The 14939-nt window shown below is 70.2% G+C and carries 12 protein-coding genes; 5 read left to right on the top strand and 7 right to left on the bottom strand.

The annotated features are described in order from the left end of the window. Positions 1–211: 211 nt before the first annotated feature. Positions 212–1078, top strand: coding sequence for an RNA polymerase sigma factor SigF (locus ACFV6H_RS20615; RefSeq protein WP_066946402.1), 867 nt, complete (start codon positions 212–214; stop codon positions 1076–1078). A gap of 185 nt (positions 1079–1263) precedes the next feature. Here the strand turns inward: ACFV6H_RS20615 and ACFV6H_RS20610 are convergent, their stop codons facing one another. Further along, positions 1264–1473, bottom strand: a complete 210-nt coding sequence (locus ACFV6H_RS20610; RefSeq protein WP_093595126.1) for a hypothetical protein — start codon at positions 1471–1473, stop codon at positions 1264–1266. Between the two features lie 388 nt (positions 1474–1861). On the opposite strand from ACFV6H_RS20610, the gene ACFV6H_RS20605 reads away from it, so the two are divergent. The 4 genes from ACFV6H_RS20605 (at position 1862) to ACFV6H_RS20590 (ending at position 6465) form a co-directional block, all read left to right on the top strand. Continuing rightward, complete coding sequence (locus ACFV6H_RS20605) at positions 1862–2362, top strand: MarR family winged helix-turn-helix transcriptional regulator (RefSeq protein ID WP_384780057.1); 501 nt, start codon at positions 1862–1864, stop codon at positions 2360–2362. Between the two features lie 24 nt (positions 2363–2386). Continuing rightward, positions 2387–4972, top strand: a complete 2586-nt coding sequence (locus ACFV6H_RS20600) for an MFS transporter (protein WP_385544004.1) — start codon at positions 2387–2389, stop codon at positions 4970–4972. 138 nt (positions 4973–5110) lie between these two features. Next, the gene (locus ACFV6H_RS20595; protein WP_384983498.1) at positions 5111–5959 is read left to right on the top strand and encodes a YceI family protein; all 849 of its coding nucleotides are present in this window, start codon (positions 5111–5113) and stop codon (positions 5957–5959) included. Positions 5960–5997: 38 nt separating this feature from the next. Then, positions 5998–6465 (top strand): PPOX class F420-dependent oxidoreductase, encoded by a 468-nt coding sequence (locus ACFV6H_RS20590; protein WP_385544001.1) that lies wholly within the window; start codon positions 5998–6000, stop codon positions 6463–6465. A gap of 64 nt (positions 6466–6529) precedes the next feature. Here ACFV6H_RS20590 and ACFV6H_RS20585 read toward each other — a convergent pair whose 3' ends face one another. The 6 genes from ACFV6H_RS20585 to ACFV6H_RS20560 all read right to left on the bottom strand — a co-directional run bounded on the left by ACFV6H_RS20585 (position 6530) and on the right by ACFV6H_RS20560 (position 14913). Then, positions 6530–7372: a TetR/AcrR family transcriptional regulator gene (locus tag ACFV6H_RS20585; protein ID WP_385543998.1), complete on the bottom strand. Its 843-nt coding sequence runs from the start codon at positions 7370–7372 to the stop codon at positions 6530–6532. A 286-nt stretch (positions 7373–7658) separates the two neighbouring features. After that, on the bottom strand, positions 7659–9794 hold the full coding sequence (locus ACFV6H_RS20580; RefSeq protein ID WP_385543995.1) for an ArnT family glycosyltransferase: 2136 nt from the start codon (positions 9792–9794) through the stop codon (positions 7659–7661). Then, positions 9791–11233: a glycosyltransferase gene (locus tag ACFV6H_RS20575; RefSeq protein WP_385543992.1), complete on the bottom strand. Its 1443-nt coding sequence runs from the start codon at positions 11231–11233 to the stop codon at positions 9791–9793. Before ACFV6H_RS20575 ends, ACFV6H_RS20580 begins: the two co-directional genes overlap by 4 nt. Before the next feature lie 26 nt (positions 11234–11259). Further along, positions 11260–13023 (bottom strand): sensor histidine kinase, encoded by a 1764-nt coding sequence (locus ACFV6H_RS20570; RefSeq protein WP_385544434.1) that lies wholly within the window; start codon positions 13021–13023, stop codon positions 11260–11262. Between the two features lie 113 nt (positions 13024–13136). Further along, on the bottom strand, positions 13137–13892 hold the full coding sequence (locus ACFV6H_RS20565) for a response regulator transcription factor (RefSeq protein ID WP_385543989.1): 756 nt from the start codon (positions 13890–13892) through the stop codon (positions 13137–13139). Between the two features lie 106 nt (positions 13893–13998). Continuing rightward, complete coding sequence (locus tag ACFV6H_RS20560; protein WP_385543987.1) at positions 13999–14913, bottom strand: amidohydrolase family protein; 915 nt, start codon at positions 14911–14913, stop codon at positions 13999–14001. Positions 14914–14939: the final 26 nt, after the last annotated feature.

Below are 14939 nucleotides of genomic sequence, written 5' to 3'. Positions count from 1 at the left end.
GTTTCCTCTCCTGGGCCCAAAAGTCGTATACCACCTCTTTCCTGGGCAGATTCGGTCCCTACTTGTCGACAAGTCACTACAGCGTGTTGCCGACATGTGACATTCTGCTGGAACCGCGTTTGCCGCAGTCCCGCCGCCGGTATTCAGGTGGAGGCTGCGTTCCACCGACGGGAGCGGCCGACGCGACCGTCCGCGACCTCAAGGGGGTGGCATGTCCGTAGAACAGGGCAGCTCGAAGGTGCTCACGCTCACGAAGAGCGCTCCCGCGCCCGATGCTCTCGACCATGTGGCGCAGCCGCGTGTGTCCCAGCCGGAAGCCATCGACACCCGCACTCTGTCCCGCTCCCTGTTCCTGCGGCTCGCCGTGCTCGACCAGGACAGCCCGGAGCGCACCTACGTACGTGACACCCTCATCGAGCTGAATCTGCCGCTGGTGCGGTACGCGGCGGCGCGGTTCCGCAGCCGCAACGAGCCGATGGAGGACATCGTCCAGGTCGGCACGATCGGTCTGATCAAGGCCATCGACCGGTTCGACTGCGAACGCGGCGTGGAATTCCCGACGTTCGCGATGCCGACGGTCGTCGGCGAGATCAAACGCTTCTTCCGGGACACCTCGTGGTCGGTGCGGGTGCCGCGCCGACTCCAGGAGCTGCGTCTCGCGCTGACCAAGGCCAGCGACGATCTGGCGCAGAAGCTCGACCGCTCGCCGACCGTTCCCGAACTCGCCGCCGTTCTCGGGGTGTCGGAGGAGGACGTCGTCGACGGCCTCGCCGTCGGCAACGCGTACACGGCGTCCTCGCTGGACTCGCCCTCGCCCGAGGACGACGGCGGCGAGGGCTCGCTCGCGGACCGGCTCGGCTACGAGGACATGGCGCTGGAAGGCGTCGAATACCGCGAGTCGCTCAAGCCGCTGCTCGCCAAACTCCCGCCCCGTGAGCGGCAGATCATCATGCTGCGGTTCTTCGCGAACATGACGCAGTCGCAGATCGGCGAAGAGGTCGGCATCTCGCAGATGCATGTCTCGCGGCTGCTGACCCGTACGCTCGCCCAGTTGCGCGAAGGACTCATCTCGGACTGAGGCCCGGGGACCCCGCCCTTCGTCCGGTGAGCCGGACGAAGCTCCGGACAGACTCCGGGCAACGCTCCGGGCGGGGTTCCGAATCGGCGGTCCGTCCGCCGCACCGCCAGCGGACCATCGGCGGGCGCGAACAGCGGGCGCGAACGGCCGACGCGACCGCCCGTAACGACTCAGCCCGTAACGGCTCAGCCGAGGGCGAGCCAGCCCACGACGGCCAGGACCACGACCACGGCGACGACGCCGATGATCAGTCCGGCCTTCGGCCCGCTCTGCTGCTGAGGCGGCTGCCTGCGCTGCGGCTCGCCGTCGTCGACGAACGCACGGAACATCTGGGTGCTGCCCGCGGGGTCGGGAGTGCCCTCGGGGCCCTGTGGGGCATGGGGGTTGTGTGCCATACGGCAGGACCCTAGCGAACGCGGGGATCCCGCCCAACCCCGGGCCCGTACCCAACTGCCCTGTATTCCGCGCCGGACGCGCGATTCGGACGCCGGACGCGCGACTCGGGGCACCGAACGCCCGTTAAGTCCCCGAACGTCCGTTCAGGAAATTCCGGACGACCTTGCCTCGGCCCTGGATGCCATCCCTCCCGGCCGAGAGCCTCTCTTCCCCGGCCGAGAGCCTCTTTTCCCAGGTCGGGAGCCGCCGCGCCGGGTGTTGACCCGTACCATGCGAAGCCTTTTGAGTTCCTTTACTCCGCTGCGCCCCGATTTCATTTGCCTGTAGCAACCAATGGCTTCTATGGTTCCATGGTTGCCCCAAGCAACAAGATATCGGGAGGGTCCCATGGCCGCACAGAGTCAGTACGCCGAGCTGGCCCGCCAGCTCAGTGGCGTCGGCGCTGTCAAACGGAGTCTGGCGCGCATCCTGCCCGCCGAATGCCCGGGAGGCTCCGCCGCCGTACTGACTCTGCTGGAGCGCCACGGCGAGATGCGGATGAGCCGTCTCTCGGAGCTGCTCGCCGTCGACATGTCGGTGACCAGCAGGCATGTCGCCCATGCCGCACAGCGCGGCTGGATCGAACGGTCCGCGGACCCCGCCGACAAGCGCTCGCGCATCCTGCGGCTGACACCCGCGGGACAGGACCTGCTCGACGAGCTGGCCCGGCGGACGACCGAGATATTCGCGCGCACGCTCGACGACTGGACCGACGACGACGTGGGGCAGCTCAACGCACTGCTGGCCCGGCTGCGCAGCAGCTTCGGCGAGAGCCGGGACCGGCGCCATGACATTCCGTACACCCGTACACCCATGCGGCAGGAAACGCCCGTACGGCACCACACGTAAGACGACGCAGGACTAAGGAAACCAATGGCTACGACCACACCAGCGGGTGTGCGGGGCGGCCACGCCAAGCATGGAGGCGGCCCCGCCGTCACTCCCGGCACGCCGATGACACACCGTCAGATCATGGAGGCCCTCTCCGGGCTGCTCCTGGGCATGTTCGTCGCGATCCTCTCGTCGACGATCGTCTCCAACGCGCTGCCCGAGATCATCTCCGACCTCGGCGGCGGACAGAGCGCCTACACCTGGGTGGTGACCGCGTCGCTGCTGGCGATGACGGCGACCACTCCGCTCTGGGGCAAGCTCTCCGACCTCTTCAGCAAGAAGCTCCTGGTCCAGATAGCCCTGGTCATCTATGTCGGGGGATCGGTCGTGGCCGGCCTCTCGAACAACACCGGGATGCTGATCGCCTGCCGGGTGGTCCAGGGCGTCGGTGTCGGCGGGCTCTCCGCCCTCGCCCAGATCGTCATGGCCGCGATGATCGCTCCGCGCGAGCGAGGCCGCTACAGCGGCTATCTCGGCGCGACCTTCGCCGTCGCCACCGTCGGCGGCCCGCTGCTCGGCGGTGTCATCACCGACACCTCGTGGCTGGGCTGGCGCTGGTGCTTCTACGTCGGCGTCCCGTTCGCGATCATCGCGCTGGTCGTGCTCCAGAAGACGCTCAAGCTCCCGGTCGTCAAGCGCCAGGTCAAGGTCGACTGGTCCGGCGCCGTCCTGATCAGCGCGGCCGTCTCGCTGCTGCTGGTCTGGGTCACCTTCGCGGGCAACAAGTACGACTGGATCTCCTGGCAGACCTACGCCATGGTCGGCGGCTCGGTCGCGCTCGGCGCGCTCTTCGTCCTCGTCGAGTCGAAGGCCCACGAGCCGATCATCCCGCTGCGCCTCTTCCGTAACCGTACGATCACACTGGCCTCGCTGGCCTCGCTCTTCGTCGGTATCGCGATGTTCGCCGGAACGGTCTTCTTCAGCCAGTACTTCCAGCTCGCGCGCGACAAGTCGCCGACGATGTCCGGTGTGATGACCATCCCGATGATCGGTGGTCTGTTCCTCTCCTCCACCGTCTCGGGCATGATCATCACCAAGACGGGCCGCTGGAAGATCTGGCTGGTCAGCGGTGGTGTGCTGGTGTCGGCGGGCCTCGGACTGCTCGGTACGCTCCGGGTGGACACCCCGTACTGGCACATGGCCGTCTATATGGCGCTGATGGGCCTCGGCGTCGGCATGATGATGCAGAACCTGGTCCTGTGCACCCAGAACCAGGTCTCGCCGAAGGACCTCGGCGCCGCGAGCTCCACCGTCACCTTCTTCCGCTCCCTGGGCGGTGCGATCGGTGTCTCGGCGCTGGGCGCGGTGCTCGGCAACCGGGTCACCCACTACGTCAAGGACGGACTGGCCGATCTCGGCCCGCAGGGCGCGGCGCTGGGCCACGGCGGCACCGGCGGCGGTGCGATTCCCAATCTGGACACGCTGCCCGCGCCGCTGCGCGGAGTCATGGAGGCGGCGTACGGGCACGGCGTCGGCGATGTCTTCCTCTACTCGGCTCCGGCGGCCGTGGTCGCCCTGCTGCTGACGCTGTTCATCAAGGAGGTCGCGCTGAGGACACGCTCCGGCGGTGAGGCGGCGGAGGCCGGTGCCACGGCCGCGGTCTCCGAGGCGGCGGGCGGCGGCGCGGTCGAGGCGCCGGTGGCTGTGGGTGCCGTCGCGGCTCCGGTGGCGTCTTCTGCGGTCGGCGAGGCGTCTCCTGCGGCCGTCGAGGCTCCCGCTGCGGTCGCCGCGGTGGCCGCGATATCTGCCGCGATACCGGCCCAGAGCACCGGTCCGGCCGGAGCCACGACCGCGTCGCTGTACGGCACGGCCGTACGAGGTGTGGTGCGCGCCGCCGAGGGCGCCGCGGTGCCCGGCGCGGCCGTCACCCTGATCTCCCTGGCCGGACGTCAGCTCGCCCGCTCGGTCGCCCGGTCCGACGGCGGCTATGTCCTGGACTCGCCGGGATCGGGCTCGTACGTACTCATCGCCTCCGCCGACGGCTTCCAGCCGCAGGCGTCCACGGTGGTCGTCGGTGACGAGCCGGTCGTGTACGACATCCTGCTCTCCGGTACGAGCGGTCTGGCCGGGACCGTGCGCGCCGCGGACGGCGGGCTACCGATCGAGGGCGCGATGGTGATCGTGACCGATGTGCGCGGCGATGTGCTGGCCACCGGGAAGTCCGTGGACCAGGGCGAGTTCGCCTTCGGAGAGCTGGTGCCCGGCTCGGTGACCGTCGCGGTGAACGCGACCGGCTTCCGGCCGCTGGCGCTGCCGGTGGAGATCGGCGGCCAGGGAGTGACCAGGATCGAGGCGCTCCTCCGGTCGGGCGCCACGGTCCAGGGCATCGTCAGGGCGGGCGCCGCCCGGCGGCCCGCGCCGGACGCCCGGGTGACGCTGGTCGACGCGGCCGGGAACGTGGTCGCCACCGCGACGACCGGGGACGACGGCGCGTACGCCTTCGCCGATCTGGACTCGGGCGAGTACACGGTCATCGCGACCGGATATCCGCCGGTGGCCGGCGCGCTGACGGTGACCGGGCGCGGTGTCGACGGGCACGACATCGAACTCGCCCATCCCGGCGAGTAGATCCGGCGAGTGGACCCGGCCAGCGACTGCAAGCGGGGCGGGCCCCGGGCCCATCGGGGCCCGGGGCTCGTTACCGGTGAAGGCTCGTTTATCGGTGAGGGCTCGTTATCGGTGAGAGAGAGCAGGGAGGGAAGCGGGATGGGGCTTCGCGGACAGGTGAGGACACGGGACGGCTGGGCCGTCCAGCACGCCGTCGTCACCATGACCGATATGACCGGCGCGCAGGTGGTACGGGCCGGTGCCCGGGAGGACGGCTCGGTACGGGCCGATGTGGCGCTGGCGCCGGGCCCGTACACCGTCGTCGTGACGGCCGTCGGATACACGCCCGTCGCCTCCACCGCGCTGGTGACGGCGAGCGGGCGGGCCGAGGTCGGCACGGTGGTGCTGGCCCGGCAGGGCGGAGTCGAGCTGCCGCCGCCCGGCGCCTGGAGCATCGATCCGGCGCACTCGTCGGTGAGCGCGGTGGCGCAGCATCTCGGGATCTCCAGCGTGCACGGACGGTTCAAGGAGTTCGGCGGGCGGATCGAGATCGGCGGGACCGGTGGTCCCGACAGCTGGCAGGAGAACGCGCACGAGCGCTCGCGGGTCGACGCGGTCATCGCCGCAGCGAGCATCGACACCGGCAACGCGCTGCGCGACAAGCACCTCAAGTCGCCCGACTTCCTGGATGTGGAGCGCTTCCCGGAGATCACATACGGCAGTACGGGACTGACACCGGCGGGTCCGGACCGCTGGACGGTCCACGGCCGGCTGTCGCTGCACGGAGTCGTACGCGAGGTGGACCTGGATCTGAGCTATCTGGGCACCGGGCCCGATCCGTGGGGCGGCGTACGGGCGGCCTTCCGCGCGACCACGGAGCTGAGCCGCGAGGACTTCGCCATGAACTACAACCAGGTGGTGCAGGCGGGCATCTCGGCGATCGGAACGACGCTACGGGTGGAGCTGGACATCCAGGCGGTACAGGGCGAGAGCCTGCCGGTGGCGTAGAGCCGGCCCGGACGGTCGGACGTCGTAGGCTGCGGACCATGGCACCCAACATCGCAACGAACACCGCCGTGGACCGCGACGAGCTGCTGAAGTTCGTACGGCCTCGGCACCGGGCGATCCTGCTGACCACCCGCTCCGACGGCCGCCCGCAAGGCTCACCGCTCACCTGTGGCGTCGACGACTCGGGCCGTATCGTCGTCTCCACGTACCCGGAGCGCGCCAAGACGCGCAACGCCAAGCGGGACGAGCGCGTGAGTCTGATCATCCTGTCGGACGAGTGGGACGGTCCGTGGGTACAGATCGACGGCACCGCCGAGGTGATCGACTCACCGGAGTCGGTCGAGCCGCTGGTCGAGTACTACCGGAACATCGCGGGCGAGCACCCGGACTGGGACGAGTACCGCCAGGCGATGGTGAAGCAGGGCAAGTCCATCATCCGTGTCACGCCCGAACGCTGGAGCCCGCTCGCGACCGGCGGCTTCCCGGCCAGGCTGGCGCCGCAGTAGCCGCTCGTGCCGCCTGCGGCGCCGGGGTGATCGCCGGGGCGATCTTTCATCGTCAGGCGATCTTTCAGCCGCGGGCGCGCATCGCCTCGATGCCCGCGACAAGGAGTTCGAGCGCGAACGTGAAGTCCCGTTCGCGCATCTCCGCCACCGTGTCGCCGCCCCGCGCCGCCATGATCTCGTCCGCGCTCTCGAACGACTCCTTGAACCGCGGCTGTTCGCTGATGGCGCCCTTCGCCTGCCGGAAGTACTCGTCCTGGCTCAGTCCCGCGTCGGCGGAGCGCTGTACGAAGTGGCCCTCGATCGTGCCGAATCCGTACACGAACTGGAAGACCGCGGACAGGGCGCCCATCTGGCCGTGCGGCGCCAGGCCCGTACGGCGCATGACCGACCGGACGGCGGCGGAGAAGGCCACCGAGTGCGGGCCGATGTTCAGATATCTGCCGACGAGCGGGGAGACCCAGGCGTGGCGGACCAGCACCGTCCGGTAGCTGACGGCCAGTTCGCGCAACTGGTCGCGCCAGTCGGCGCTCTCGTCCGTCAGATCCGGCACCTGGACCTCGCCGAAGACGCGGTCCAGGGCGAGTTCGAGCAGATCGTCCTTGGTGTCCACGTACCAGTAGAGGGACATGGCGGTCACGCCCAGCTCGGCGGCCAGCCGCCGCATGGAGAACTTCGCCAGGCCCTCCGCGTCGAGCAGCCGTACCGAGACGGCGGTGATGCGGTCGCGATCGAGCCCGGCGGGCTGGCCTGCGGAAGGACTGGAGGACGGGCTCAGTGTCTGCGCGGCCGAGGGATCCGTGGACTGGCCGGCCGAGCGTTCGCTCCTGCGGCCACGGCCGGACGGCTTGCCCTCCAGCCACACACTGATACGGATCGGCCGCTCGGCTCGGTCGGCTTCCGGCACCATGGGTGAGCCTCCTCGGTTCCCTCCGGCCGGAGATGACCGGACTCCTGTTACCTGCCCGGCTCCGGCCATGACCGGCTCCGGCGGCCGGATGACAGGGCGGCCCGCCACCGGAAACCGGAAGCCGGAGTCCGGAAGTCCGGCCGGAGTCGATGCTATGCCTAGTGCGGTGTACGGGACTTGATGCCGCCGTACACCGCACAGGAGGCTTTCCGGAACCCCGGTTCAGGCCGTGGTCGGGTCAGGCCGTCGTCGGGTCAGACCGTGGTCAGGGCAGACCGTCGGTGAGTCAGGTCGTCGCTGAGTCGGCCGTCCGCCGAGTCAGGTCGTAGAGAGTCGTGCCGTCCACGGTGACCTCCTTGAAGGTGGCCTCGACCCAGGTGGTGATGGCGGAGTTGCCGCCGCCGGGACCGCCGCCTCCGGAGAGGAAGTAGTGGATCTTCCCGTCGGTGACGTACTGCTCGAACTGCGCGAGGGTCGGTGACGGGTCGCTGCCGTTGAAGCCGCCGATCGCCATGACCGGCTTCTCGGTGGCGAGTTGGTAGCTCGCGGCGTTCTGGGCGCCGATGGCGGCGGCGACCCAGGTGTAGGCGGAGGCGTTCTGCTTGAGGGCGGTCCCGACCTCGGAGCTGACGTTCTGGCCGTTGAGCAGGCCCGCCATACCGCCTCCGCCGCGACCTCCCGCGCCGCCGCTGAATCCTTCGGGCATGGCGTTCCGCCGGCCGGTCCGGGGCTGGCCGTTCTGGGACTGACCGTTCTGCTGAGGCGGCTGGACGGCCTGGCCACCGGCTGCTGGCGGCTGGCCCTGGCCTTGCGCCTGGCCCGTAGCCTGGCCGGGAAAGCGCATGCCATCTCCGGGACCTCCGCCACCGCCGAATCCGCCGCGCGCCGAGGCGGGGCCCGCCGTGACGATCGAGCCCGCGTGCGGGGTGTTCACCGTGGTCAGCGTGTACGCCAGCGGCCCGGCCACCGAGGCCGCCGCACCTAGTCCGGCCGCCGCGAGCGCGAACCGCCGCCCGAGCCGTCCCGCGCACAGCAGTCCCACCGCGGCCACCGCACCGCCGATGAGCACCGCCCAGCGCAGCCACGGCAGATACTCCGGCGTCCGGCCGAGCAGGACGTACGCCCAGACCGCCGTCCCGGCGACCGTCACCGCGAGCGTCGCCGCCGCCTGTGGCCTGGCCCGTTCCTTCCACAGCGCCGTCGCACCCATGCCGACGAGCGCCGCGATGTACGGCGCCAGCGCCACGGTGTAGTACTCGTGGAAGATCCCGGCCATGAAGCTGAAGACTCCGACGGTCATCAGCAGCGAGCCGCCCCAGACGAGAAACGCCGAGCGCGCCGTGTCCGTACGCGCGGTCCGCCGGGTCATGACGAGTCCGGCGACGAGCAGCAGCAGCGCGGCGGGCAGCAGCCAGGAGATCTGGGCGCCGACACTCTCGTTGAACATCCGGCCGATACCGGTCTCGCCCCAGCCTCGGCCGCCGCCGCCTCCTCCGCCACCGCCACCCGCTGCTCCGCCACCGCCGACGCTTCCGGTCTCGTTGCCGTTGAGCCGGCCGAGGCCGTTGTAGCCGAAGGTCAGTTCAAGGAAGGAGTTGGTCTGCGAGCCGCCGATGTACGGGCGCGACGACGCGGGCCACAGCTCCACGATCGCGACCCACCAGCCGCCGGAGACGACCACCGCGAGCCCGGCGAGGGCGAGCTGGCCGAGCCTGCGGCGTACGGACGCGGGCGCGCACACCGCGTACACCAGCGCGAGCGGCGGCAGGATCAGAAACGCCTGGAGCGTCTTCGTCAGAAACGCGAAACCGACGGCGATCCCGGCCCACACCAGCCACTTGGTCCGCCCGGCCTCCAGTGCGCGCAGTACGCAGTGGACGGTGACGGTCATCAGCAGGGCGAGCAGCGCGTCCGGGTTGTTGAAGCGGAACATCAGCGCGGCGACCGGAGTCAGCGCCAGCGCCACGGCCGCGATCAGTCCGGCGGCGGCGCTGAAGCGACGGCGTACGGCCGCGTACAGCACCGCCACCGTGCCGACGCCCATCAGCACCTCGGGCACCAGGATCTGCCAGGACCCGAGTCCGAAGAGCCGTACGGACAGGGCCATCGGCCAGAGCGCGGCCGGGGGCTTGTCGACGGTGATCGAGTTCGCGGCGTCGGAGGAGCCGAAGAAGAAGGCCTTCCAGCTCTCGCTGCCGGCCTGGACGGCGGCGGAGTAGAAGGAGTTGGCGTAGCCGGACGCGCTCAGGTCCCAGAGCTGGAGGAGCGCGGTGGCCAGGAGGAGGGCGAGGAGGGCCGGGCGTACCCAGCGGGCGTCCTCGGGCCTGCCGCGCCAGAAGCGGACCGCGCGGCCGGCGCGGCGGTGATGACGTCCGTCCGTTGCCGCCAGCGGGGGACCGTCGGGCTGAAGGGTCATGGTCATCGTGAGTCCCTCGGATCGAGAGCGGCGGGCCGATCGGCGGCGGTGGACTGGTCGTAGGGGACGGCGCGCTGGGCGTAGGGGACGGGCTGGGCGTTCGCGGTGGGCCGGTCCGCTCCGGGCGGCAGGTCTGCTGCGGACGGCTGGTCCACTCCGGACTCTTCCGTTCCGGACGGCTGGTGCGCTCCGGACGGCTGGTCCGTGCGCCGGTCGGGGAAGACCCAGGCACGCAGCAGCAGGAAGCGCAGCACCGTCGCGGCGAGATTGGCGGCGATCAGCACGGCCAGCTCGGTGGAGTGCGAGGGCGTGCCGGAGGCCGCGTCGAGGGCCGCCAGCGAACCGCTGGTCAGCGTGAGTCCGATCGCGAAGACGACCAGGCCCTGGGCCTGATGACGGACGGCGCGCTCCCGGCCTCGTACCCCGAAGGTGAGCCTCCGGTTGGCGGCGGTGTTGGCGACGGCGGAGACCAGCAGAGCCGTGGCGTTGGCGAGTTGTGGACTCGCCATGGTGCGGAAGAGGGAGTAGAGCAGAAGATAGAAGAGCGTGGACAGGGCGCCCACGACACAGAAGCCGACCAGTTGCCTGGCGAGCCCGCCAGGAACTCCCCTGATCCGGCGATCCCTCGGGTCATCCCCGAAGGGCCGAGCCAGCCGGTCCAAAGGCAGCGCGCCCACCGCCAGAGCCCGTCCGACACGCCAGACACCCTTGAGATCCTCGACCGCCGTGCTGACGATGCGCACGCGACTGTCGGGGTCGTCCACCCAATCCACGGGCACCTCGTGGATCCGCAGTCCTGCGCGTTCGGCGAGCACGAGCATTTCGGTGTCGAAGAACCACCCGGTGTCCTCGACCATCGGCAGCAGCCGTTCGGCGACCTCACGCCGTATGGCCTTGAAACCGCACTGCGCGTCACTGAAGCGCGCGGAGAGGGAGGACTTGAGTATGAGGTTGTACGCCCGCGAGATGAACTCGCGCTTGGGTCCGCGCACGACGCGCGACGAACGGGCCAGCCGGGAGCCGATCGCCAGATCGGAGTGCCCGGAGATCAGCGGGGCGACGAGCGGGAGCAGCGCGTTGAGATCGGTGGACAGGTCCACGTCCATATAGGCGAGGACGGGCGCGTCGGAGTGCGACCAGACGGTACGGAGCGCCCGGCCGCGGCCCTTCTCCTCCAGGCGGTACGCCCGTACCTCGGGGATCGTCGCGTCGAGCCGTTTCGCCACCTCGGGCGTGCGGTCGGTGCTCGCGTTGTCGGCGATGGTGATGCGGAAGCTGTAGGGAAAGGTGCGGACGAGATGGCCGTGCAGGCGTCGCACACAGCGTTCGAGGTCCTGCTCCTCGTTGTGGACGGGAATGGTCACATCGAGCACGGGAGCATCGGTCACCTCGACCGGGAGATGCTCCCGGGCGGGCAGCGTGCTCCGTGGGGGGTCGGTTCGCATGGCGTCGACGCTCGCCGGGAGCGCTGTCACGGCAGTGTGGTGAGGCTGTGCCCTGTCTGTGAGTCGTGAGAGAACTGCCCGAGCTCGTCCGGAGACTGTCCCAACCGCGCCTGCGGGCAAGGCTGGTACGAGGGCTGCTGCTGGTCTGACGAAGCCGGAAGGCGTACGGCGAAGACGGTCCGGCCGGGCACGCTCCGTACGTCCACGGTCCCGCCGTGCGCGGTGACGACCGCCTGGACGATCGCGAGTCCGAGCCCGGTGGAGCCGGCCGCGCGGGAGCGTGAGGCGTCGCCGCGCGCGAAGCGTTCGAAGACATGAGGGAGCAGCGCGGACGGAATACCGGGACCGTCGTCCTGTACTTCAAGGACAACCGCCGAGGAGCACCCGGCGGGGGACCAGCCGTCCGGTCCACTGCCGGAGGGGCCGACGTCGCTTCTGGGGCCGGCGTCGCTTCTGCGGACGCGCGCGGTGACCGTCGTACCGGGAGGTGTATGCGTACGGGCGTTGGCGAGCAGATTGACCAGCACCTGATGGAGCCGGGAGGCGTCGCCCTGCACGACGGCGGCGGGCGCGTCCGGCTCGGGCAGTTCAAGGCGCCAGTGGTGGTCCTGTCCGGCGGCCCGTGCGTCGCTGACCGCGTCCACGACAAGGAGGGAGAGATCGGTGTTCTCGTACGAGAGAGGACGACCGGCGTCGAGTCGCGCCAGCAGCAGCAGATCCTCGACCAGACCGGTCATCCGTTCCGCCTCGGATTCGATACGTCCGAGCGCGTGCCGGGTGTCGGGGCCGGGCCGCTCGCGACCGCGCCGGGTCAGTTCGGCATAGCCACGGATCGAGGCCAGCGGTGTCCGCAGCTCATGACCGGCGTCGGCGACGAACTGCCGTACGCGCATCTCGCTCTCCTGCCGGGCGGCAAGCGCGGATCCGACATGGCCCAGCATCCGGTTGAGCGCGGCGCCGACCTGCCCGACCTCGGTACGGGGATCGGCCTCGGCGGCCGGGACCCGTTCGAGAGGAGCCACTTCACCACTGTGCAGCGGGAGTTCGGAGACCCGGGTGGCGGTGGTGGCGACCCGCCGCAGCGGTCGCAGCGCCACGCCGACCAGGACGCCGCCCGCGATCCCGGCGGCGAACAGCCCGGCCACGGTGACACAGACCTCCACGACCACCAGGGTGTTGAGGGTGTTCTGCACATCGGTGAGCGGTACGCCGACGAGAAGAGCGCCGTTCTCGCCGGTGACGTACTCGATCCGGTAGTCGCCACGGCCGGGCAGCGTGACGGTGTGCGGATCCTCGTCGCGCGGGACGGTGGCAAGGGCGGCGGTCTCCGCCCGGGTGAGCGGTCTGTCCGCGATGGGCCGCCAGGATTCGTCGGAATCCTGGAGGATGCTGACCACGGCCCGGCTGATGGCACCGTCGTCCGCCACCACCGCGCCGACGGTCCCGACGGGCGCACCGCCGCCGGTGACGATCCTCAGCGGGTCCTTGCCACCGAGGACGGCGTCGGCCAGCCCGTCACCACTCGCCAACGCGTCGCTCGGCCCGTCGCTCGGCCCGTCGACCGGTCCGTTTCCGAGTCCGTCGCCGATCAACGGCCCGTCGCCGGTCGGGCCCGCCTTCGGCGGTCCGGCGGCCCGTCTCGCGATGGAGCCCACCTGCGAGTCCAACTGGTCGTACAGATACGAGCGGAACGCGATGGTCGTCACCGCGCCGATGACCGCCGCCACCACCGCGATCAGCACGACGGCCGAGACCACGAGCCGGGTCCGCAGGGACCAGCGCCGTCGCAGCGCGCCTCTCCTGGCCACCGCGCCCGCGCCCTTCCTGGCCCTGGTGCCCTTCCCAGCCGTGGTGCCCTTCCCGGCCCGGGTCCTCGTCCTCGTCCCCGTCCCCGTCCTCGTACTCATCGAGGTGCGTCGGCGGGCTCACCGGGCTTGATCAGATATCCCGCGCCACGCCGGGTGTGGATCATCGGTGGGCGTCCGGCGTCGATCTTCCGCCGCAGATAGGAGATATACAGCTCGACGACATTGGCCTGGCCGCCGAAGTCGTACGACCAGACACGGTCGAGGATCTGCGCCTTGCTCAGTACGCGGCGCGGATTGCGCATCAGATAGCGCAGCAGCTCGAACTCGGTCGCCGTGAGATGGATGGACTCGCCGCCGCGGCTGACATCATGGCTGTCCTCGTCCAGCGCCAGATCGCCGACGATCAGCAGCGACTCACTGCGCACGGCCGCCGCGCCGGACCGCCGGATCAGTCCGCGCAGCCGGGCCACGACCTCCTCCAGGCTGAACGGCTTGGTGACATAGTCGTCGCCGCCCGCGGTCAGCCCGGCGATCCGGTCCTCCACGGCGTCCTTGGCGGTGAGGAAGAGGACGGGCACCTGAGGCAGTTCACGCCGTAGCCGTCCCAGTACGGCCAGCCCGTCCATGTCGGGCAGCATCACATCCAGCACCACCGCGTCGGGCCGGAAGTCCCGGGCGGAGCGCACCGCGCCCGCGCCGTCCGCGGCGCTGCGCACCTCCCAGCCCTCGTACCGCAGGGCCATGGAGAGCAGCTCGGTGAGCGAGGTCTCGTCGTCGACGACAAGGACACGGACGGGACTGCCGTCCGGCCTGAGCATTTCGGTGCGCCCGCGGGGCGAGGTAATGGTCATGCTGGTCAACCCTGCGGAGTACCTCTGAGAGCCCTCTTTCCGAAACCTGTGAATTCCCTGAGAAACGTGGCCGCGGGCTGTCAGGGCGACGCGTACGGGCTGGGCGTCAGAGAGAGTGGCCAGAACCTCCGAGCCCGGAATCATCCAGCCCGAAGAGCCGCACTCCGTTCCCGTAACAGACCGCGCGCAGCCACTCGTTCCCCAGCTCCAGCCGCTCCAGGGCCTCCAACTGGTGTATGTACGGATACGGGATGTTCGGGAAGTCGGTCCCCAGCAGGATCCGGTCCCCCAGATCCGCGAGCCGTTCCCGCGCCTCCCGGGGAAAAGGCGCGAAGCGCTCGCCGAAGTCCGTGAACGCCATGGTCGTGTCCAGCCTGACCTGTTCGTACCGCTCGGCGAGGGCCAGGAAATCCGCGTACTCCGGCATCCCGAGATGCGCGACGATCAGCGGCAGCGCGGGATGGCGCGCCAGCAGCCGCCCGACCGGCTCCGGCCCGGTGTGCTTCCCGGGCGCGGGTCCTGAGCCGCAGTGCACGACCACCGGGACCGCGGCCTCGGCGAGCAGCCCCCAGACCGGATCGAGCCGCTCGTCGTTCGGGTCGTACGCCCCGACCTGGAGATGCGCCTTGAAGACGCGCGCGCCGCCCTCGACGGCCTCGCGTACATACGACTCGACGCCCGTCTCCGGGAAGAGCGTGGCCGTGCGCAGACAGTCGGGCGTACGGGCGGCGAACTCGGCGGCCCAGTCGTTCAGCCATCGCGCCATGCCCGGTTTATGGGGATAGAGCATCGAGGTGTACGCCCGTACACCGAACGCCCTGAGCAGGGCGACGCGTTCGTCCTCCTCGTGCCGGTAGGTGATGGGCCACTCCATCCTGGTGAGCGGCCCGACCGCGTCGAAGTAGGCCCATACCTTCCTGAGCACGCGTTCCGGCATGAAGTGCGTATGGACGTCGACGAGGCCCGGCAGTCCGACCCGCGCCAGAAACGCCCGTATGCGCGCGCTCTCGTGATCATCCATCCCAGGACTCCTCTTCCCACCGCCCG

The sequence above is a fragment of the Streptomyces sp. NPDC059743 genome (assembly GCF_042732975.1).
Taxonomy (GTDB): domain Bacteria; phylum Actinomycetota; class Actinomycetes; order Streptomycetales; family Streptomycetaceae; genus Streptomyces.
The sequence above is the reverse complement of the archived record's forward strand: the minus strand, read 5'-3'. Positions and strand labels throughout refer to the sequence as shown.